Source organism: Paenibacillus sp. FSL K6-0108, assembly GCF_045040695.1.
GTDB classification, from domain to species: domain Bacteria; phylum Bacillota; class Bacilli; order Paenibacillales; family Paenibacillaceae; genus Paenibacillus; species Paenibacillus pabuli_B.
This window is the reverse complement of sequence record NZ_CP150288.1, coordinates 7,148,635-7,171,410: the sequence shown is the minus strand read 5'-3', so window position 1 is coordinate 7,171,410 and position 22,776 is coordinate 7,148,635. Positions and strand designations below refer to the sequence as shown.

Sequence of the window (22,776 nt, the reverse complement as noted above, 5' to 3'; positions counted from 1 at the left end):
ATTTTGGAAAATAATTTCGATTTGATCGGGATACAGAAATAAAAAAAGGCGCCGCACTTGGAGCCGTTAGTCTTATTCAAGAAGAGTCAATCATGGGATGGAGCATTTCTCCTTATGGTTGGCTCTTTTTTTGCGTTAATCTGTGCGTCATTACGTTGTTACCTTGGAGAGGTGCAGATCATGGGCGCGGTTTGTATCGGAGGTTGTCCCCAGAACAATTTAGCAAAAATGATCAAAACGAGATGTGCAGCCTCACGTATAGTAAGGATATGGAAAGGGGCTGTACTTTATTTGAATTCATACAGTGGATTGATTCAGCAAAGTCTCTACTTTATTGAAACGAATCTGTACGAGGATATTGGGCTTGAAGAAGTGGCATCTGAAGCTCTCCTGTCACCCTATCATTATCATCGGGTGTTCCGCAGGGAGGTTGGCATGACCGTTGTGGAATATATTCGGCATCGTCGAATGAGCTATGCTTCCGCTGCACTGCGTTCCACCAATGTGGGTATTCTGGACATTTCTCTGGAGTGCGGATTTGATAGTCAGGAAGCTTTTACTCGTGCATTCAGGAAAATATACGGTATGCCGCCTGGTCGTTTTCGCAAATTGTTTGATCTAAGATTATTTGAAGGAAGAACCAGAGGAGGAGAAATACAGATGAATGAGATGTCAATGATCAAAGGGTGGATGTTGACCGGAAGTCATCCGCAAAATTATGAGATGGGTATTGATCCTGCCGAAGTACACCAGGGCAAGTCATCAGGCTATCTGAAAGCTGTTACGCCGATGGAGAGTAATGAGTTTGCTACCATGATGCAGCAGTTCAAAGCGGACAGGTATGTGGGCAAACGGATGAGATTATCCGGTTTTGTGAAGACTGACCGCGTTGAAGGATTCTGCGGATTATGGATGCGTGTGGATAACAACGCTCTGGATGTGCTCCAATTCGATAACATGCATGAGCGACCGATTACGGGAACGCAGCCATGGAATCAGTACCATATTGTACTGGATGTTCCGCAGGGCAGTGCGGTCATCTCATTCGGGGTTATTTTGAACGGCAAAGGCAAAGTATGGGTGGATAGTTTCCGCTTCGAAGAGGTTGATCCGAATACACCATTGACTCATATGGAGACGCAGTATGAGCTGTCGGACGAGCCAATGAATTTGTCTTTTGAGGAGTGATTAGATAATGTGTGACGATCAATATTTTAAATTACTCATGTCTGGATAATGAACGATATCACAATGTTTTTCATTTACGTGAAGATCATACAGGTATTGGTTTGACAGATGATATAGAAATTCATGTGATGGAATTGACCAAACTGGATCAACACCCTGTCCCCATGGACAAGGGCGGACTGGTAAACTGGCTTTTATTCTTAAAAGGGATTGATCCATCAAACTGGGAGGTGCTGGCGATGAATGAACCGATGCTAAAAAAGGCGATGGACACGCTGGAATTTCTGAGTCAGGATGCGGCTACGAGAATGGCTTATGATGCACGGATGAAAGCACTAAGCGATGAGAAATCGATGATAGAAGGTGCACGTGCTGAGGGTGAAGCCAAAGGGAAAGTAGAAGGCAGAGTAGAGGGCAGAATAGAGGGTAAAGTGGAAATGGCTCGCGAGCTGCTTGCACTTGGCGTAGATATGTCTGCTGTGGTGAAAGCATCTGGACTCTCCGCAGAGGAAATCAAAAAACTGCTGCCTAAGCAGTAACTAAAACTGAATTGACACTTTCCAGAGCTGATCCAATCACGGATTGGCTCTTTTTGTTGTGTTTGGGGTATAAAAAAAGTAAAGCGGAGTCGAAGCTGAGAGGATAAGACCGTGCAGTATCTGACGTTTCTCGCAAATCGTAAAGTCCTCCATAGCTAATCAGGCCATACCTTGTTAACATAGATCCAAAGAATAATATAACTCATGACATATATAGAGGATGATTCGGATGAATAAAAAAGTGCTTGTTGTGGATGACGAGTCAAGCATCGTCAGTGCCATTGCTTACGCGCTGCGGCGCGAAGGATATGAAGTAGAAACAGCAAATGACGGCGAGGAAGCGCTGGTCAAGGTGGCCTCATTTCATCCCCAGGTCATGATTCTGGATGTGATGATGCCCAAGCTGGACGGATACGGCGTATGCCGCAGGCTGGAGGGCAGGGAGGATATCGGCATTATTTTGCTGACCGTCAAAAATGACATCGTGGATAAAATCGTCGGCCTGGAAATGGGCGCGGATGATTACATGACCAAACCGTTTGAGATCCGCGAACTGCTCGCCCGGGTAAAGGCACTGATGCGTCGTGTAGAGAAAAGCAGTCCACCTTCTGATGATCCCAAGAATCAGGCAATCGTCAATGGTACACTGCGCATCCATATCGCTCACCGCACCGTGACGGTGAATGAGGAGAAGCTGGATCTGACGCCAAAAGAGTTCGACTTGCTGACCATTCTGATGTCCAACCCTGAGCGTGTATACACGCGGGATGATCTGCTGGACCGGGTGTGGGGTATGGAATATGCCGGGGGCACACGCACGGTGGATATTCATATTCAGCGGCTGCGCAAAAAAATCGGCGATACCGACCAGCAAAAATTGCAGACGGTATACGGCATTGGTTATAAGGCCTCAGCCCCTGAACCGGGCGGCTTGGTATGAGAGTCAGCATCAAGCTGAAGTTCAGCGTTTTTCTGGCCGCCTTGCTGATCCTGACCGTCGTTGTGCTCAGTTCTCTTGTACTGCGCGGTATTGAGCGCAACCAGCAGACGCAGATCGAGACCATTTTGTCTCAGCAGACCCGTCTGGTGAATCTGAATGTGCGGCAGTCGTACTATACCGAGTCTGTTCGTCTGGAGCAGGAGGTTTTTTTACAGCAAAATGGCCGCAGGCTGGCGCAGGAGCTTGCAAGCTCCACAGGTCTGCCCATCGCGCTATATGATATGAAGGGACAGCAGGTGGGTTCATCGATCATGTCTGAAGAAAGTCCAGATATCACAGCGACGCTGAACTATGCGCTGCAAAATAAAATTGCTTACCACGAACAGGGGGATACCCTGCTATATATGGCACCGCTCGACGGCCCGGATGGACAGATGGGTGTCGTGCGCATGCAGTATCCGGTTCAGAGCTATCATGAATTTTATGCCCGTATTCTTCAGTTGTTTATGTGGGCGGGGATTGCGGTTGTTGGGTTAAGCTTCATTCTGGGATATCTCTTCTACAATCGCTTTGCCGTTGCCATAACCCGCTTGAAGAAGTCTGCCGATTCCATTCGTGAAGGGCATTATATTACCAAATCACCCTTGAGTCGCAAGGATGAGTTAGGTGAGCTGGGACAGGGCATTTATTATATGAGTACATCGATTCAGCAAAATATTGAAGCCATGCATGCGGAGCAGCAGAAGCTCCAGCTCGCTATTGAGAAGCTTCAGGCCCTGGAGCAGCAGCAGAAACAATATATCGGCAACATCAGCCATGAGTTTAAGACACCGCTTACGTCAATTAAGGCATATGTGGAGCTGCTGGACATGTATAAAGATGATCCCCAATTGCTGGATGATGCCACAAGCAATATTGGCAAGGAAACCGAGCGGCTGTACGAGATGGTAGAGAAGGTATTGCATTTGTCTGCTCTGGAGAAATATGATTTCGAGAATCAGGCGGAAGATGTAGAGGTGCGTGCCCTGCTGGAGGATGCCTGTGGCCGGATGCGAGGAAAGGCTGAGAAGTTTGCGCTGAACATGGAACTGAATCTGCAGCCTGCGGTGATCCGCAGTGATCGCGAGAGCCTGATGCATATTTTCATCAATATGTTGGATAATGCCATTAAATATAACGTGCCGGGAGGTGTCATCCGGGTAAGCAATGAACTGCGGATGCAGGAGCGACAAGCGGTTATTCGCATCTTCAACTCGGGTACGCCGATTCCGGCAGAGGCGCAGGAGAAGATTTTTGAACCCTTTTACACCGTTAACAAAGACAGGGCCAGAAAAACCGGAGGAACCGGGCTGGGGCTATCGCTCGTCAAACAATTTGTTGAGAAGCAGGGCGGTACGATTGAACTGTTGCTTAATGAGCCGAATCATGTGGAAGGAACAACGTTCCAGCTGATTTTCCCTCTGGCTGATTTGAGTTTACAAGTTGGAAACAAGTCTGAATAACTTTGGAAGTATGCGGTGTGTATGCTTGGTCTATAGAAAGCAATCAGGGGGGACCATGATGAATTGGAAACAGGCGGTTTTGGGTACGCTCGGGGCAATCGCCCTGTTGTCAGCAACAGCATGCGGGGGAACAACGGAGCCGGGGAGAGATACACAGGATGGGAAATCCGGCACGGATATTACGGTGAAGGATAACACGAATACGTCGGTCTACCAGAGCTTTAAGCTGGAGAAAATCGATAAACTGCCGAATATGCGCGGGGTAGCGTGGCTGAGTAATGATTGGATTTTGTCGGATAAAGAGAACACGTCCATGAAGCCTGTCACGGTTGAGGGGGAGAAGCGTTATCCGCATAACTTATACATGTATGATCTGACGAAGGGCACAGATACACCTGTGAAGGAAAGTGAAGTGAGTCTGGGCTCACCACTGGTGTCACCGGATAGTCAGTATATTTTTTACAGAGAACCAGAGGAATCGACCGGCAAAGGCTTCATTCTGAACCTGCACAACGGGGAAGTGGTGCCTGCAGGCAAGGACGATGGATTTGTCTTTGAAGGGGCATGGCTGGATAAGGAGCATGTCGTTTTTCCAAACATGAATGGGGATATCGTATCCGCGAGTGTAGATGGAACGACCAAAGTGCTGGTCAAGACGGGAAATTTCAATATAAGCAGTGTCAGCGTTTCGGGGAATGTGATTTACTACATCACAGGCACGGACGGACAGTTGAATAGCTACGATACGAAGACCGGGGAAGTGAAGCAGGTGTTGAAAAGTGTAGAGAGGGTAATCCCGTCCAACGATGGCTCAAGACTGGCGATTGTGAAAAAAACAGCCGATACCAAACGGGCGCTGGTGCTAACCGATCTGGAAGGGAATGAAAAAGCCACGCTTGCCAGAGGCACGCAGATCTTCGGCACGAGCTGGTCTGGTGACGATTCCAAAATCGCCTACACGATCAATTCGGAGAGTGATGAGGAGAAAGGGCTGTTCGTCTCCAATACGGAATCGGCAGAGCAGTTCCAGGTCTCGGCCGATATGGATAACGCATCGGATCCGCTGAGCTGGAGCCCGGAAGGTAACCGGATTTTGCTGTCACAGTCCGTGCAGGAGAACGAATCGTATCATTTTGTCACTTCGGTCATTACGATTTCGCAGTAAATCATTGCAGGAAGTCATTATCCAAGAAGAAGCAAATCAGTATGGCGGGCCTGACTCATATCGAGTTGGGCTTTTTCTGTACCTTTAACGCAGGTTTCCTGGGTTATACTGAAGAGACGAGAAGTGAAAGGGGAACATGATCATGGATGAAAAGGACTGCCGTCTGCTGCTGAGCGTTTCCGAAGAGAGCAGTCTGACCAAGGCTGCGGAGCGCATGTTTATGACCCAGCCGGCTTTGACATACCGTTTGCAGCAATTGGAGAAGGAATTTGGCGTACCCCTTATCGATAAAACGTTAAAAGGTGCCAGATTCACTCCCGAAGGGGAGCATCTTGCAATTTATGCCCGTAAAATGCTCCACGGGCTCAACCAGGTCAAGGAACAGCTGTCGAATATTCGTAATGAGGTTAAGGGAACGCTGCGCCTCGGGATTGCCAATCATTATTCGTTGTACAAGCTTCCTCCATTGTTAAAGCAGTTCAAGGAGCTGTATCCTGAGGTTCAGTTTGCAGTGACCTGTGCTCTGAGTGTGGAGGTTATGGAGCTATTGATGCGGGATGAAATTCAGGTGGGTGTCATACGGGGGGAGCATCCATGGTATGAGGGGAAACATCTGCTTCATGATGAACCAGTCTGCATTGTATCCCGTGAACCCATTGATCTGGATGAACTTCCAGAGCTTCCGCAAATTGCATTTCAGGAGCCTTTGACGAAAGCGGGTGGTTCTTCCGCAAGCCCCTTCCGAGAGGGAGTAGCGTCCTGGTGGTATGAGCGTTATGAACGTTCACCAACCGTAGCGATGCGTGTGGATAGCTATGAGACATGCAAGGAAATGGTGCGTTATGGGCTGGGTTATGCGATTATTCCGGGCATTTTCGTATCTGCTTCGGATGGCCTTCATCAGCAGGAGCTAATCCGACAGAATGGACAGGGAGTGCGGCGTAATACGTGGTTGGTGTATAAGGAAAGTGTGCTGCAGCAGGCAACGGTGGGTCGCTTTGTTGACTTGATGAAAACGGCTGGAACACAGCATGTTGTGGGTAGAGGCTGATACAGACGTAGTGGACAAGATGCATTGCTTTCTGCATAATTATCCGCTGTTTTCTTGCCATAAAGAGTATTTTATTGCTATTGGGCGGGATCCTTTTCATAAGGATTATCCATTCAAAGGATGTACATAAGATCAAAATGCATATGGACGCTGTCTTGATAAAAGTATAAATGAACCAGTAATATGCTGACATCTCATGATATCCATATGTAAATACCAAATGAGCCCATAAAATTTTTTATGGGCTATTCCTTAATTTTTTTGAATTTACTTATGGCTTGGTCACACATACAATATATCCAATCTGATTGTATATTTATTCGATTACATTGAATATAGAAATGCTGTGTTTGGAGAAAGGCGGCAAAAAATATGTATACTGACCCTGCTCATATGAAGCAAAAGATCAAAGAAACCGTAGATCGGCTGGACCCCGACTTGCGGGAATTATCCCTGCGCATTCACGCTAACCCTGAGCTTAGTTTTCAGGAAGTTCAAGCACAACAATGGTTAACCGAGCCGCTGGAAGCAGCCGGATTTCAGGTGGAAAAAGGTATTTCCGGCCTCGACACCTCGTTTCGTGCCGTATGGGAAGGCCAGCCTGGAGGACCTACGATTGCGCTGCTCGCCGAATATGATGCACTGCCCCGTATCGGACATGCTTGCGGGCACAACCTGATCGGAACCTCTGCTGTAGGTGCAGCACTGGCGCTCAAGGAAGCTTGCCCTGATCTTCCGGGACGGATCATCGTTCTGGGCACACCGGCTGAGGAAGAAGGCGGGGGCAAAATCATTATGGTGAACGATGGCGTATTCAATGAGATGGATGCCGTCATGATGTGTCACCCGCAGCAAAAAACGATGGTACTGAGAGGTGCGCTGGCTTGTGTGGACGCAACCTTTACGTTCCACGGCAAACAGGCACATGCTGCCTCATCTCCTGAGAAGGGAATTAGTGCACTGGATGCCTTGGTCAACGCGTACGCGGGAATAAATTCACTGCGCCCCTATTTGAAGGATGACGTTCGGGTTAACGGGATTATTACCAAGGGTGGAGATGCGCCCAACGTGGTGCCTGAGTTAGCTGAAGCTGTATATATCATTCGGGCGAAGACCGTCGAAGAGCTGAAAATCGTCATGGACAAAGTATATCGTGTCGTGCGCCATGCTGCGGAAGGCGTTGGGGCTACGGTAGATATTACAGAAGGTCTGATCTATGCCGAGCGGAATAACAACAAAACTCTGGCGGGCTTGTTCCAGCAGAACTTGGAGGATATGGGCATTGAAGTGCATGATCCACCGCAAACAGGCGGTGTGGGCTCCTCGGATATCGGTAACGTAAGCCAAATTACAGCTGCCATCCATCCGTATATTCGGTTAGGAGATGCGACAACACACACACCTGAATTTGCCCGGCTTGCCGGAGCAGAGGAAGGCATGATCGAATTAAACCGTGCGGCGAAGGCACTTGCACTGACAGCGTTCGATTTGTACGCAGACAAGGCAGCACTTCAGCAGGTACGGGATGAGTTTGAAACCTGGAAACAACAGAAGGACGAGGGATGATGAATTGGAAAACATAACAAAACAACCACAACAACGGCGTAAATGGTTCAAGATGCCTCACACCTTCGTTATCTTGTTCATTCTGGTGCTGGTCGCTACTGTGCTGACCTACATTATTCCTGCAGGGGAATTTGATCGGGTGAAGGATGAAGCGACAGGCAAATCCTTGCTCGTTCCAGGTTCATACCATCATGTAGAGGCTAATCCAACGGGGTTATGGGATATTCCCAAGTCCATCGTTCGCGGACTGGTGGATTCCGCTGACGTTGTATTCTTTATTTTCATCATCGGTGGAGCATTTCAGATTATTACGAGCACAGGAACAATTGAAGCTCTTACAGGTCGGGTAGCCCGTTCGTTCGCCAACAAGGGGTTATGGGTCATCCCGGTATTCATCACCTTGTTCTCTGTGGGTGGGTTTACGATGGGCATGTCTACAGAGGTTATGGTCTTTGTGCCAATCGGGATCGCTATCGCGCGTGCGCTGGGGTATGACGCTCTAACCGGGACAGCGATGATCTCGCTGGGGGCCTCGTGTGGTTTTACCGCGGGACTTCTCAATCCGTTCAACGTTGGACTGGCTCAGGCCATTGCAGAAGTTCCGATCTTCTCAGGCATGTGGCTGCGCGCGATTATTTTGGTTTGTCTCATCTCTGTGACAAGTATCTATATCATGCGTTATGCGTCCAGAGTGAAGTCTGATCCAACTCGTGGTTTGGTGCATGAACTGGAACAAGAGCAAGCGGCAGATGCACCTGCGGTAGACTTGAACCAATTGCCAACGATTCGCATCACACATATTCTGACCATCATTACCATTGTAGCTGGCTTTACCCTGTTAATCTGGGGTGTGTCGAAAGAAGGCTGGTGGATGGAGGAGTTGGCGGCTCTCTTCCTGAGCATGGGTGTGATCTCTGGTCTCGTGTCTGGTTTCGGTCCTAGCCGGATTGCCAGTGAATTCGTCAAAGGCGCAAGCAGTATCGCTTATGGTGCTTTTATCATCGGTCTGGCAAGAGGTATCATGGTTGTGCTTGATCAGGGTAACGTAATTGATTCCGTAGTATATGGAATGTCCACAGCGGTTAGCGAATTGCCGTCTTCCGTTCAGGTATTGGGTATGTACTTTTTCCAAAATATCATGAACGTATTCATCACTTCGGGTACAGGTATGGCCGTGACAACGATGCCGATTATGGTTCCATTATCCGATCTGCTCGGAGTTACCCGTCAGACTGCGGTACTGGCCTTTCAGTTCGGAGACGGGTTCACCAACATGATTCTGCCAACGTCTTCTGCTTTGATGGGCAGTCTCGCGGTATCCGGCATTCCATATCAGAAATGGGTTAGATTTTTCTGGCCGCTGATGGTAATGTGGATTGCTATGGGTATTGTGTTTATGCTTATTGCAAATGCCATTCAGTATTCTTAAAACGCAAATAGCCTGTGTTCTGTGGTTGCCCCTCTCAAACTGTTATATCCAGTTTCGAAAGGGTGCTCCAGAACGCAGGCTTTTTTTATGGTTTGTTATTTTGGCATACTCAGCAATAACTTCACCGCTTCTGCACGTGTGGTTTTGTCTCTAGGAGCAAAGGTGTTCATTCCTTTGCCGTTCAGCAATCCGGACTCTTGCAAGCCAGCGACAGCTGCTCTGGCCCAAGTCGGAATCTGTTTATCATCTGCAAAGGATGATTGGGTGCCGGAGTCTGCCTTTAATTGCATAGCGTTGGCGACCATGACAGCCATCTCTGCACGGGTTACAGATTCGTTAGGACGAAAAGCCCCATCCGGGTCTCCTTGGATAAATCCGGCTTGTACTGCATGTGCTACAGCAGATTGTGCCCATGCTCCTATTTGTGAATGATCGGTAAAAGGTAATGTCGCTTCCTTGTAATCTGTTTGCAGTGCATTCATCAGCATCACCGTAAACTCTGCACGTGTAATGGATGCATTCGGCTTGAATGTTCCATCGGCATATCCTTTCACTATGCCTTCACGAATAGCCTGTTGGATGACTTCTTTCCCCCAGTGACCTTCGACATCATTAAATGAAATTTCTGTCGGCTTCTTGGGCTGATCAACCGCCAATACGGCAAATTTGGTGAAATGGTCTACGTCTACCCGAATTTGATTTCCATTCACAGATGATTTACCGGCGGAGAGCCAAACCTTATCCTGTTCATCAAAGTAAAATAGTTCAGCCCGCTGATTGCGCTGTAAGCTTGATGAATCAAATGTCAGCGTTAATGTGACGGGTACATTGAAGTTTTGCGGAACATTTTTGAGCAGTTCATATACCGGGCTGAGCAGTTGGATCTGATGGGTCAGCAAGGCAGAAGGATCTGCAATCTGTTCAATAGTGACTCTGAGTTCCTGGTTCATTGCCCCCGCAGGGATATTTACAGCGATGCCACCGCCCAAACTTACTTGCCCGACCTGCCCCGATGCGAGGGTTAAACGGCCATTATTGGATGAATTCGTTGTGTTAGGTGGCGAAGGATTACCGCTCGCCCCGTTGTTATTCTGGTTACCGGAGGAGCCGCTGCTGTTACCACCACTCCCACCTGACGGTGGCGTGGAATTAACACTCCATTTGGCATATAAGGTCAGATCGGCTGTAATTACTGTTTGAGCAAAGTTGAATGGCGTCTTCAACTCGGGGTCTGTATACCAACCTGCAAACGTATAGCCGGAACGGCTTGGCGAAGCAGGTGCTGAAAGTTTCTTTTCGTATTCAACAGCTATATTGGATACTGTGGATCCTCCAAGTGTATTGAAAGTTACCGTATATGTGTTTGGTGCCCATTTTGCATACAATGTGGTGTCCTGGACAATCGATGCAGTATTCAGATCAAATGGCGTACTCAGTTCAGGTTCATGATACCAGCCGGCAAAAGTGTGTCCTGCTTTGGTTGGAATGTCAGGTGCAGCCGCCAATTCACCATATGGGACCGTCTGATCAGCAACGACTGTACCACCATTAGAATCGAAATTAACGGTATAGGAGTTGACCGTCCATTTTGCATAGAGGGTAAGGTCGTTGGTTACGGTTGTGTTATTGAAATCAAAAGCCTGACTCAATCCTGAATCGGTATACCATCCACCGAAAGTGTGTCCTGCTTTGGTTGGACTGTCAGGCACAGCCGCCAAGTCACCATGTTGAATAGATTGGTCAGCAACGACTGAACCACCATTAGATGCGAAGTGAACCGTATAGGAGTTGACCGTCCATTTTGCATACAGCGTGATATCAGCGGTAACGGTGGTAGTGTCGAAATCAAAAGCCTGACTCAATCCTGAATCGGTATACCATCCACCGAAGGTGTACCCTGCTTTGGTTGGAACGTCAGGAGCTGTCACCAACTCACCATATGGGACCGTCTGATCAGCAACGACTGATCCACCAGTAGGATCGAAATTAACAGTATAGGAGTTAACCGTCCATTTCGCATACAGAGTGGTATCAGCGGTAACGGTGGTATTGTCGAAATCAAAAGCCTGACTCAGACCTGAATCGGTATACCATCCACCGAAAGTGTGTCCTGCTTTGGTTGGATCAGATGGAACAATTACCTTGTCACCATAAGAGACTGTTTGTTCTGTTACTTTAGAGCCGCCGTTACTATTAAAGTTGATTGTTCGCGGCGCATAAAAGCTGAAATGTAGGGTTGTGGTATTGCCTGCACTATCGGTAACAATCAGTACATATTCTCCTTCAGATTGAACCGTTTCTCCGCTGCTGAAGGGTGAACCGTTCAGAGTGGCTGTTCCTTCATTAAAAGTGATTGTTGGGCTTTCATTGTATTTTCCATTATCAGTGACACCCAATACAACAGGAGCTGCTGTATCAATGGAAAAATTCAACGTTGTAGTGCCAATACTGTTGGTTACCACCAATGTATAAACCCCGTCAGCCGTAACTGTAGTGCCATTTGCGAATGCAGCACCATTCAAAAATGCGGTACCACTATTAAATGTAGGTGTTACCGTTTGATTATATATTCCACCGTCAGATATGCCGTTGACTATAGGAGGAGTGGTTTGCTCAATCGTTATGGTCACTGACACCGGAATACTTGTGCCCCATGGATTGCTGGCACTATAGGTAAAGCTGTCACTTCCCACATAATTGGCGTTCGGAGTATAAGTAAATGCCCCGTTAGCATTCATTACCAATGTTCCGTTCATCGGCCCACTTTTCAAAATAGCGATAGAACCGTCGCTATCATTGGAAAGCACGCCTGGTGCAGACTCAGCCAAAGTGGAGTTTTGGTTCGTGGTATAGGTGTCTTCCATTGCTTCCGGAAGCTGCCCACCGTCCAAGCTGGGGAACGCCCCTTCGTTAGCAACATAATAAACCAAGTCGGATTGGCTGCTGTTCAAATTAGGTACTTTAAAGTTCACCTGACCATCGCCCCCAAACCTGGTGCTCAACAGACTAAACAGGGGCTGATTTTCGTTAGTGCCAAGAGTGGAGCCATCCGCCAATATCCAGTTTTTTGTCGAAAGACTGACTAACATGGGAATGATCTCACCAATGTACTCGTTACCTGTACCATTCTCGGCATGGTTGGCTGGGTTTGTAAATATAGCGTAATGTACACCATTAATCTCTGGGAAGTTAGGCAACTTGAATTCATCCGGTTTGTCTGATCCGTAGGTTGTACCAATCATTTTATATAGATTCGAATATACGGAGGTATTAACGTTCTGCCCTTCAGCAGTTAACCAACCTGTGGGAGAGAAGAAATATGGAAATAGGCGAACCTCGCCTAACACAGCATTTTGGGTGTATATAACATCTGGGTCTCGGGAAGGGAATATGCCATTCATAGCTATGTAATAGCCCATCCCTTCTGGTGCAGCATTGGTAAGGTTAGGTAAGGCAAATGTTGATGAGCCGTCACCGCCATATTTATTGCCTAGCAGTGAGAAGAGTGTTGTATTTTGGCTTACAGAGAGCGTCTGTCCTCTGGCGGGCATCCACCCTGTGGGCACCGCTCTGTAAGGGAATAATCTGATCTCACCAAGGTAGGGATTTGCGGCTGCGGCATGCGCTTGTTGTACAATGCTGATATTATTCCATAGACCACTTAGTCCGATCAGGAATACCAACCATATGATGCTTACTTTCCTGAATAGTGTTAAACTCACGTTCTCATCCCCATTTTCCATTTAAATATGTTACGTTATGCTTATTCCTGATCCACATTATCTTTCTAATTCACAGGGGGAAGTCATATAATGATGAGCATAGTTTAATGGATATGAAAGCAAAAATGAATACGATTTTAGTTCGGATTTGAAATATCTTTATGAATTTTCCAAAGATACATCATTTATGGTTGAAATGTTCCATAACTTTCATCCCTTTCTATACATTAATATTGACTAAGCTGTTCCGCTTCCGATAAACTAGAATGCAGGAATAAAAGTCGAATGTTCAAAGCAGCAGTTCGAGACATTGTTTCGGACGGCTGTTTCTTTTCTTTTTCATAAGCAAGGTTGCAACGTTGTAGTCATGTCGGATGATCCGGCCAATAACAACACGGAATAGGAACAGGTGATACACATGTGTAACAGCGCGTACCGCGTGCTTTTATATTATAAGTTCGTGAAGATTGAAGACCCTGAAACGTTTACGCAAGAGCATCTGCAATACTGTAAGGACCTGGGTGTAAAAGGCCGTATTCTCATTGCATCGGAGGGTATTAACGGCACTGTATCCGGTACGCCGGAGCAAACCGAGCAGTACATGAAGGATATGCATGCCAACCCGCTGTTCAGCGATATGGTATTCAAGATTGATGATGTCGAAGAGCATGCGTTCAAGAAAATATTTGTTCGTCACAAAGCCGAGCTGGTTACGTTCCGCGTGGACGAAGAGTTGGACCCGAACGTTATTAGCGGTAAACGGTTGTCCCCGAAAGAATTTTACGAGCATCTTCAACAGGAGGATGTCATTGTAATTGACGGCCGTAATGACTACGAATATGAAATTGGTCATTTCCGAGGTGCGATTCGTCCGGACGTGGAGTCGTTCCGCGAGTTCCCGGAATGGATTCGGGAGAACCTGGGTGACATGAAGGACAAAAAGATCATTACCTACTGTACTGGCGGCATCCGTTGTGAGAAGCTGACCGGGTTCATGATTAACGAAGGTTTCCAGGACGTGGCACAACTTGAGGGTGGAATTGTGACCTACGGCAAGGACGAAGAGGTACAAGGCCGATTGTTTGATGGTAAATGTTATGTATTTGATGAGCGTATTTCCGTGCCCATTAACCGGACGGATGAAGATATCGTGATTGCCAGCTGTTATCACTGTGGAACGACACATGACCGTTATATTAACTGTCCAACCTGCAACCTGCAGCATGTATGCTGTGAGGATTGCGAAGAGACGCATAACCGCTTTTGCTCGGATGCCTGCCGGGAGGCAGCACCGGTAACCGCATAAGCAGGGAGAGCAGGTGCTGATCGTGAAGCGCGAAGAGGAACGAACGACGCGTGAACGGATTTTGTTCATGCTGAAGCAGCAAGGCACAATGACCGCAAGGGAAATGACGGCTGAGCTTGGTCTGACCGGCATGGCGATTCGCCGTCATCTGACGGCACTGGAGCAGGATGGATGGATTGAGGTTCGGGAAGCCAGAGCTACAGCTGGACGTCCATCCGCTGTGTACCATCTAACGGTACGCGGGGATAGCTTTTTTCCAAAATCATATTCATCACTGACCCTGGAACTTCTGGAGGAACTGTCGGATTCGGCGGGCAGCGGTGTCGTGGATGCATTGTTTGAGAGCCGCCGGGACAAGCTGCTTCGCAGCGGACAGCCGCAGATGGAAGGCCAGGATCTGGCCGGACGTGTCGAGGAACTTGCGCGCATTCAGAATGCAAACGGATATATGGCCGATGCCTCCAGGGAAGAGGATGGCACCTATGTGCTTACCGAGCTGAACTGCCCCATTGTTCAGGTAGCAAGTGTGTATAAGCAGGCTTGCCGCTGTGAACTGGAACTGTTCCGTTCATTGCTTCAGGCTGATGTGGAGCGCACTGAATGTTATGCCGACGGAGGCAAAAAATGCACGTACCAGATTCGCGAAGCGGCTGGGAATTAGCATGTAAGGAGATTGTTTCGATCACTCGAAACAGTCTCTTTTTTTGTATAAACGTTATGTACGAGGAAATCTTATCGCACATGCACACTTGACACATATATATTGTTACAATAACATACGTTATATAACATGTGTTATTTTAAAGAAAAGGAGAAAGTAATGCCACCAAAATCCGAGATCACGCAAGAAAAAGTGTTATCTGCCGCATTTGAGCTTGTGCGGGAGCAAGGGCTGGAGGCGATCACTGCGCGAAACGTCGCTCAGACGCTCCATTGCTCCACCCAACCGATCTATAGCCTCTATAACAACATTGAAGAGTTGAAAGCAAGCGTGTATGACAAAGCTGCCGAATTTGCTCGCCATAGCATGATGGAGTATAAGGACTGCGCCAATTCCCCTGCCCTGAACCTGACCATCGGCTTCTTGTACTTTGCACAAAACGAGAAACAGCTTTTTAGAGCCTTGTATCTATCAGGTTACCGACAATACAACCCGCACACCGATCAGTTTCTGGGTGAAGAACTGACCACGTATTATATGCGATACAGCAAGCGATTGCAGGACGTTTCCTACGAGCAACTCAAGCGCATTTTCCTAAAACTAACGATCTATTTAATCGGTATTGGAACGTTACTGAACTCTCACACTCTGGAGCTGGAAATGAACGAAGCGATTGAGATGATTCGGGAAATGTATGAGATGTTGCTGCATAAAGAAGGTCTCACTTATTAAATCCAAATAGGGAGTGAGCATAATGGTCCATAGGCTCGGTAACAAAATTGGAGAAGGCGGTTGTGCAGAAGTATTCGAATGGGAGGATGGAAGCAAGATCATCAAGTTGGCTAAGCCTAACACCGTTTTGGCTGCTTTGCAGGCGGAATTGCACCATTCTCGAATTGCTTGGGCATGTGGGCTACCAGTTCCACAACCTTATGACCTGGTGAACGTTGGAGGCCGGTCAGGTGTTGTATTTGAACGAATTTATGGCGACCCCATTATAAAGCGATTTGTGGAAAAAGCAGTAGAGCAGTCCAGACTGCAGCAACCCATAAATATGATGGATGATTACGTTAACGCCGAGACTACAGCACAGCTGTTTCATCACATTCATTCCCATTCAGTGTCCAATATGCCAAGTCAGCGGGAAAATATCAGAAATGATATTCATAGAGCGCAATATTTGACCGAAGCGGAGAAGACCGCCGTGACCGCCGAATTGGACCGGTTACCCATTAAGCAGCAACTATGTCATGGAGATCCGAACCCGGGTAATATTTTGCTTAGAGATGATGATGCAGTCATTATCGATTGGAACAATGCTTCGACCGGAAATCCGGAAGCTGACCTGGCTGAATATGTCATTATGATTCGATATGCAATCTTGCCTCCACATCTGCCCAATGAAGCGAGAGTTGCACTCGATGCTACGAGGGAAACCAGCATTCGCTTATTTATGCAGGAGTATGAGAGGTTGTCTGGCATCAGTTATGCAGATATTGATCCTTGGATTGGTCCTGTGGCGGCACGCAAACTGGTTGCTGATGGGATATCCGAAGAGGAAAAAGTTTTGCTTATAAACGAGATTAGAAGAAGACTTGATATTGGTTAGCAAAATCCGATATATAAGAAATGATAAAGGTGCCATCGACAGATTAATGTGGATGGCTTTTTTGTTGTATGTAATGTTTTCTCTCATGTATCTGCAACGAATGCAAATTGGAAGCGGTTCAACCATTGACGGGAAACAGGTCGCACCTTAATATTAGGGAAACAAAGAAATATCAACAGGGTCATGGACTTCAGTCGCATGAGGAAAGTCTATATTTGTCTGCTTTTGTCGATAAAAGCAACAATGCGTTGAAGCGTTCGTCTTGTCCTGCTCTATCGTGTCATTTGGCTAACGATGAGGGTATCAACATTTTAGAAGATGGAGAGGGGTTCTCACACATGAAAAAGAAATTGGTAATGTCTCTGATGATGGTTGCATCCATGATCGTAGCGGCTGGTTGCGGAAATAACAGCGGCGGTAGCACAACGACCGAGGGGTCGGGCAGCACAACAAGTGAAGGTACTGCGGAAAAATCGTATCGCATCGCGATCTCGCAGATCGTCGAGCATCCGTCGCTGGATGCCACACGTGAAGGGTTTATCGCAGCACTGAAAGATGCTGGTTTGGAAGAGAACAAGAACCTGACGATTGACTACAATAACGCGCAAGGCGATTCAACGAACAACCTGTCCATTGCCCAGAAGATTGCCGGCGACTCCAAAAATGATCTGGTCCTTGGGATTGCAACCCCATCCGCATTAGCTTTGGCTCAACAAGTCAAGGACAAGCCCTTGCTGTTCGCAGCAGTGACGGACCCGCTCGGTGCCAAACTGGTGAGTGACATGGACAAGCCAGGTGGTAACGTAACCGGTGCATCAGATACGAATCCGGAAGCAATTGTGCAATTGGCTGATTTTATCGCCAAATATTTGCCGGATGTGAAGACGGTAGGTCTGGTCATTAACGAGGGCGAACCGAATGCGGTTGTGATGGCGAACAATGCAGAAAAAGCGCTGGCAACACATAACATCAAGCTGGTCAAAGCACCGGTTACGAACACATCCGAAGTAAAACAGGCAACCGATTCACTGGTTGGCAAAGTGGATGCCTTCTATATCACGCTGGATAACTCAGTGGTTAGCGCAGTGGATACCATCATCCAGACAGCGAACAAAAATAAAATTCCGTTTTTCTCCAGTGACCGGGATACCGTGGAAAAAGGGGCTTTCGCAACTGTAGGTTTCAAATACTACGATCACGGATATCAGGTTGGTGAAATGGCTGCGGATATTTTGAAAAATGGTACAAAACCGGGTGACATGAAAGTCACTGTTCCGGACAAGCTGGATCTGATCCTGAATCTGAAGGCTGCTGAGGCTCAAGGCATCACCATTACCGATGAGATGAAGGCAGAAGTGAAGGATCAGGATAACAACATTATTCAATAATCTGACCGGATGATCCTCCGGCAGTACGGATGCGAGGCGGACGTGCAGGCGGGTTCGCCTCATTCTTTTCGAAAGACAGGGAGGAAGCAATGTGAATTTGACTTGGGGTTCAATTGAAGGGGCAATCGAGCTTGGATTGTTGTATGCACTGATGGCACTGGGTGTATATATTACATTCCGCATACTGGATTTCCCCGATCTCACCGTAGACGGAAGTTTTACAACAGGAGGCGCAATCGCGGCGGTCATGATATCCAACGACTTCTCTCCTTGGCTTGCTTGTTTGGCGGCAATGGCTGGAGGCATGGTGGCTGGGGCCTGTACAGGTCTGCTGCACACCAAAGGCAAAATTAACGGGTTGTTATCCGGTATCCTGATGATGATTGCCCTGTATTCGATTAATATGCGTATTCTTGGCGCACCGAACAAATCCATTATGGGTATGGACAACCCCTTCTCCGGGGAGCATGTCATGATTATTATTATCGTGGTTGTGCTGGTATTCAAAATCATGCTGGATCTGTTTATGAAAACAGATATCGGTCTGGCCCTGCGCGCAACAGGTGACAACAAACGCATGATCCGCAGCTTTGGTGCAAATACGGATGTCACCACCATTGTGGGTGTCAGTCTATCCAACGGACTTGTTGCGCTGTCTGGAGCATTTATTGCGCAGCAATCCGGTTTTGCAGACATTACAATGGGCATTGGGATGATCGTTATCGGATTGGCCTCCGTTATTATTGGTGAAGCCATTCTGGGTGCAAGAACGGTATTCTGGGCCACGCTTGCCGCTGTTGTCGGTTCAATTATTTACCGGATTGTGGTCGCGATCGCACTCCAGGTCGAATGGTTTGACACATCCGATCTGAAGCTGATTACCGCGGTGATCGTTATTATCGCACTTGTTTTCCCAACCATGCAGCGCTCCATGAAGCAAAAAAGCCTGGCTCGCAAACGAACCGAAGAACTTATGGGCTCGTCGAGTCAACAGGCGAAGGGAGGCATGTGATCATGCTTGAGATCACACAAGTGACCAAACTGTTTAATCCGGGAACGACGGATGAGAAAACTGCGCTGGTTGGTGTAAATCTGACGATGAATCCGGGAGATTTTGTGACGGTAATCGGCAGTAACGGCGCGGGCAAATCAACCTTGATGAACATTATCTCAGGTGTGATGAAGCCCGATATGGGTGATGTCCTGATCAATGACCGTTCCATCAAAAGCCTGCCTGAGCATAAGCGCAGCAGCTGGATTGGCCGCGTCTTTCAGGACCCGATGGCGGGTACGGCACCGCATATGTCCATTGAGGAGAACATGGCAATGGCTTACAAACGTGGCAAAGGCCGCGGACTGGGCTTCGGAGTTACCCGCGCCAGACGGGAGATTTTCAACGCCCAGCTGGAGAAGCTCGGTATTGGGCTCGACAAACGTCCCAATGCCAAAGTGGGCCTTCTGTCCGGTGGTGAGCGCCAGGCGCTCAGCCTGCTGATGGCGACATTCACCCAGCCGCAAATATTGCTGCTGGACGAGCATACAGCTGCGCTTGATCCTTCTCGTGCAGAGTTGATCACGGAGTTGACAGAGACGCTTGTACGAGAAATGAGACTTACAACCCTGATGGTTACACACAACATGGAGCAAGCCATTCGTTTGGGCAACCGTTTAATTATGATGGACAAAGGACGGATTATTCTGGATGTTACCGAAGAGCGCAAGCGAACGCTGACCGTACCTGAGCTCTTGGGTGAATTCGAGCGCATCAGCGGCAAAAAAATGGCGGATGATCGCGTGGTGCTGGGCTAAGTCCACCAATTCTGCCTGTTCATTCAGGCAGATCGCGTTGGCTCATCCATACTAAAACCTTTTGCGTTCTCGCAAAAGGTTTTTTGTGATATGGTGAACACAAATAATTCATCACACCATGTGATGATTGAGCTTATAGTTATTCTCATCTCAACCCGTAAATGTGATTTAGTTATTTGGACAGGAGGACCATGATGTCGTTGCAATTTGATGAAGGAACGTACACCGTAACCCGGCGTACCGATTCCATTCGCCTTCTCGCGAAGGAATTTGCGCTGCTGCATTTTCTGTATGAGAACAAGGAAAAAGCCTTTACTCGCAGCCAGCTGCTGGACCGGGTGTGGCCCCTGGAATATCCGGTAGAGCGAACCGTGGATGACCATGTGTATAGATTGCGCAAGAAACTGAAACGTTGGGAAGAAATTGGACTGGAGACCGTGCGTGGTTATGGTTACCGGCTAATCATCCGATTGAATATTGCGATATTGCCTTCTAACCCTTCCACCCAAGACCAGGAGATGCGAGAAGTGATTCATGGATTGTTCCGCAAATATCATCTGTATGGGCAGGGGAAATCCATGCTCACGCTGCTTGATCAGCAAGAAGCCCTCGGCATTGAAATTGACCCATTTTATCAGTTGTATATCCACTTTATTAAGGGAGATCTGGAATGGCTGATTACAACGAAGGAAATTCCCTTTAAGGAACGGTTGTACTGGCTGCTGATTTTTACACATGCTCTGATTGAACCATCGGAGAGCTTGCCCTTGTACGAAAAGGCTTTGAATTCATCCGCATTGTCTGACGAGCAGCTTCGTGAACTTCGTATTCTGAACATTGTTGAAGTCTACGCAGAAGCGGGCCAGTATGAGCGAGGCAAGGCTCGACTTATTGAAACGTACCATGTGATGGAGAACGATGAACTGGTCCATTTCAAACTTCCGGTAAAGCTATCAGAATTGTATGTGGAACTGTGGGGTGGCAGCGGCGAAGCGGTAGAGGATCAGATAGCTGCTCTGCGTTCCGGATTGAAAGATGCACCATACTTGCGGGAAATTGGACGCTTTCAAGTTATGGAAGGCCTATGGCTGCTTAGACAAGGGAGAATTCGAGAGGCAGAGCCAAGAATGGACGATGGTCTGGACGTATTGAAAATGACATTGAACGCACCGCTATATCTCAATTCGGCCTACCAGATATTGTTGTTCATGGCACACCATCGGATAGAAGGGCGTCTTCGCACTAAATACTGTCAAGTCTATGCGGATATCTCCAAAAGTTACGGCGTGCCAGTGTATGGACAGCAAATTGTAGATGAAATCCGCACATTTTTATCCCCGTTTTCCCTATCATCTGATCTTCCTCTGATATAACACCCTTATGATTACAGCCAGGGAACATACAAGACAGCAGTAAGGCTGTAATCAGGGGAGGAAGTATAACGTATGACCGTCATTTCAAATGAACCCAATTCATCTTCCGTTCCGTCCAATGGCTCATCCAAAAGCCTGTGGACCAACATTCGCTTCATGCGCATGTTTATTGCATATGCGCTAGCTACCTTTGGAGATTGGTTTGATGCGCTTGCCATCCAGGTGATGGTCGCTTATCGTTGGGGTGCTGATCCACTGATCATTGCCCTTATTCCGGTATGTATGGCTGTTCCGGGTATCGTACTTGGATCGGTGGCAGGTGCACTGGCAGATCGGCTGCATAAGGTGAAAATCATGATGATATGTGATGTAATCACCGTTCTGCTAACGATTGGAATTCTGTTTGCGCCAAGTGCAGCATGGTTGCTTCCGCTTCTTGCTTTGAGAGCCATGATGGGGGTATTCCATGTTCCTGCGCAGCAGGCGCTCACACGTCAAGTAGTAGCAGAGGAACACCTGTTTCAGGCATCGTCACTGAACGGTTTTGTGAACCAATGCTCCAAAGTGGCCGGACCGCTGCTGGGTGCAGCCATTGTGGCCATATTTTCACCGCAGGTCTGTATTTTAATCAATGCTTGTACACGTTTGTTGTCCGGAGCCGTGTTATGGCCTTTACGGGGTCTAACCGAGAAATACGAACCGTCTGCATCAAATGGAAATACTTTGGAAGCTCCGGACACCGAGGAAACCCTATTCACCCAATGGCAGAAGGGCTGGCGTTTTATCCAGAGCAGCCGTACTCTTCTCAGTACAATTCTGTTTGGGTGTTTTGGGCTAATGGCGATCCTCATGATCGATTACCAGTTTACGACGCTGTTTCGGGAGATCAAACCGGGTAACGAAGCCCTGATTGGCTGGATGGGATCATCGGCGGGAGCAGGTGCAGTTGTTATCATTCTTCTATTGAATCGGCTTCCCCGAATTGGGTATGGTTGGGGGTTGGGTGGAGGATATGTGCTGATTGGTGCCGGAATTGCTGCGCTTGGCTGGGTCAGTTCCCAAACTTCCGAGCTATGGGTTATCATCTGGGGTTTGTGCATTGGGTTGGGCAATGGCTTGTTTATGGTGACGTTGAATTACCTGCTGCAAAAAGAAACCCCGCCTGCCTATGTAGGTCGTGTATTCGGTATTCAAAACTCGCTTTCCAGTGTTGTGCTGGTCGTTGCCCCACTTGCTGGTGGTGCCTTGATTCGGAGCGTAGGACCCAGTCCCACATTCCAATATATCGGCATGGCAACACTGACTATTGGTTTGGCAGGTATCATACTGCAACGGATCTTATGGGAGGCAAAACAACCCCATAGACTGGAGCCGACAGAAGAACTTGGAAAGGGATCGGTCCGACAACCATGATCAATGTTACGGTATCAACAGAATAGAACAAACAACAGCCGCTTTCGGTCATGATTCGAAAGCGGCTGTTTTCATGCGAGAGGATTGTGGAATTACGCCTCCCACCAGGCAAAGT

The 22,776-nt window shown here is 47.8% G+C and carries 17 protein-coding genes and 1 pseudogene; 17 read left to right on the top strand and 1 reads right to left on the bottom strand.

Annotated elements, in window-relative coordinates:
• Positions 1-291: 291 nt before the first annotated feature.
• From MHB49_RS32480 to MHB49_RS32445, 8 genes and pseudogenes are all read left to right on the top strand, one after another.
• Positions 292-1,188, top strand: a complete 897-nt coding sequence (locus tag MHB49_RS32480; RefSeq protein WP_405154345.1) for a helix-turn-helix transcriptional regulator — start codon at positions 292-294, stop codon at positions 1,186-1,188.
• Positions 1,189-1,196: 8 nt separating this feature from the next.
• Positions 1,197-1,727 (top strand): annotated as a pseudogene (locus tag MHB49_RS32475) (Rpn family recombination-promoting nuclease/putative transposase); the annotation flags it as partial.
• 229 nt (positions 1,728-1,956) lie between these two features.
• Positions 1,957-2,667, top strand: coding sequence for a response regulator transcription factor (locus tag MHB49_RS32470; RefSeq protein WP_405154344.1), 711 nt, complete (start codon positions 1,957-1,959; stop codon positions 2,665-2,667).
• On the top strand, positions 2,664-4,169 hold the full coding sequence (locus MHB49_RS32465) for an ATP-binding protein (RefSeq protein WP_405154343.1): 1,506 nt from the start codon (positions 2,664-2,666) through the stop codon (positions 4,167-4,169). Before MHB49_RS32470 ends, MHB49_RS32465 begins: the two co-directional genes overlap by 4 nt.
• A 55-nt stretch (positions 4,170-4,224) precedes the next feature.
• Positions 4,225-5,334 carry a hypothetical protein gene (locus MHB49_RS32460; protein WP_405154342.1) on the top strand — a complete coding sequence of 370 codons (1,110 nt, stop codon included), beginning with the start codon at positions 4,225-4,227 and terminating at the stop codon, positions 5,332-5,334.
• 142 nt (positions 5,335-5,476) lie between these two features.
• Positions 5,477-6,385: a LysR family transcriptional regulator gene (locus MHB49_RS32455; RefSeq protein ID WP_405154341.1), complete on the top strand. Its 909-nt coding sequence runs from the start codon at positions 5,477-5,479 to the stop codon at positions 6,383-6,385.
• A 372-nt stretch (positions 6,386-6,757) separates the two neighbouring features.
• Positions 6,758-7,951 carry a M20 family metallopeptidase gene (locus MHB49_RS32450; protein WP_405154340.1) on the top strand — a complete coding sequence of 398 codons (1,194 nt, stop codon included), beginning with the start codon at positions 6,758-6,760 and terminating at the stop codon, positions 7,949-7,951.
• A 4-nt stretch (positions 7,952-7,955) separates the two neighbouring features.
• Positions 7,956-9,380, top strand: coding sequence for a YfcC family protein (locus tag MHB49_RS32445; RefSeq protein WP_247899815.1), 1,425 nt, complete (start codon positions 7,956-7,958; stop codon positions 9,378-9,380).
• Positions 9,381-9,475: 95 nt separating this feature from the next.
• Here MHB49_RS32445 and MHB49_RS32440 read toward each other — a convergent pair whose 3' ends face one another.
• Positions 9,476-13,102 carry an InlB B-repeat-containing protein gene (locus MHB49_RS32440; protein ID WP_405154339.1) on the bottom strand — a complete coding sequence of 1,209 codons (3,627 nt, stop codon included), beginning with the start codon at positions 13,100-13,102 and terminating at the stop codon, positions 9,476-9,478.
• 418 nt (positions 13,103-13,520) lie between these two features.
• Here MHB49_RS32440 and MHB49_RS32435 point away from each other — a divergent pair, with 418 nt between their 5' ends.
• From MHB49_RS32435 to MHB49_RS32395, 9 genes are all read left to right on the top strand, one after another.
• A complete protein-coding gene (locus MHB49_RS32435; RefSeq protein ID WP_405154338.1) occupies positions 13,521-14,408 on the top strand; it encodes a rhodanese-related sulfurtransferase in 888 nt (295 codons plus the stop codon).
• A gap of 22 nt (positions 14,409-14,430) precedes the next feature.
• Positions 14,431-15,069, top strand: coding sequence for a helix-turn-helix transcriptional regulator (locus MHB49_RS32430; RefSeq protein ID WP_405154337.1), 639 nt, complete (start codon positions 14,431-14,433; stop codon positions 15,067-15,069).
• Between the two features lie 159 nt (positions 15,070-15,228).
• Positions 15,229-15,801, top strand: a complete 573-nt coding sequence (locus tag MHB49_RS32425; RefSeq protein ID WP_405154336.1) for a TetR/AcrR family transcriptional regulator — start codon at positions 15,229-15,231, stop codon at positions 15,799-15,801.
• Positions 15,802-15,823: 22 nt separating this feature from the next.
• Complete coding sequence (locus MHB49_RS32420; protein ID WP_405154335.1) at positions 15,824-16,678, top strand: phosphotransferase family protein; 855 nt, start codon at positions 15,824-15,826, stop codon at positions 16,676-16,678.
• A 338-nt stretch (positions 16,679-17,016) separates the two neighbouring features.
• A complete protein-coding gene (locus tag MHB49_RS32415; RefSeq protein ID WP_405154334.1) occupies positions 17,017-18,066 on the top strand; it encodes an ABC transporter substrate-binding protein in 1,050 nt (349 codons plus the stop codon).
• A 151-nt stretch (positions 18,067-18,217) separates the two neighbouring features.
• Positions 18,218-19,078 carry an ABC transporter permease gene (locus tag MHB49_RS32410; protein WP_064642035.1) on the top strand — a complete coding sequence of 287 codons (861 nt, stop codon included), beginning with the start codon at positions 18,218-18,220 and terminating at the stop codon, positions 19,076-19,078.
• Positions 19,079-19,080: 2 nt separating this feature from the next.
• On the top strand, positions 19,081-19,875 hold the full coding sequence (locus tag MHB49_RS32405; protein ID WP_247899810.1) for an ABC transporter ATP-binding protein: 795 nt from the start codon (positions 19,081-19,083) through the stop codon (positions 19,873-19,875).
• A gap of 191 nt (positions 19,876-20,066) precedes the next feature.
• Positions 20,067-21,248: a winged helix-turn-helix domain-containing protein gene (locus MHB49_RS32400; RefSeq protein WP_405154333.1), complete on the top strand. Its 1,182-nt coding sequence runs from the start codon at positions 20,067-20,069 to the stop codon at positions 21,246-21,248.
• 72 nt (positions 21,249-21,320) lie between these two features.
• Positions 21,321-22,661, top strand: a complete 1,341-nt coding sequence (locus MHB49_RS32395) for an MFS transporter (protein ID WP_405154332.1) — start codon at positions 21,321-21,323, stop codon at positions 22,659-22,661.
• Positions 22,662-22,776: the final 115 nt, after the last annotated feature.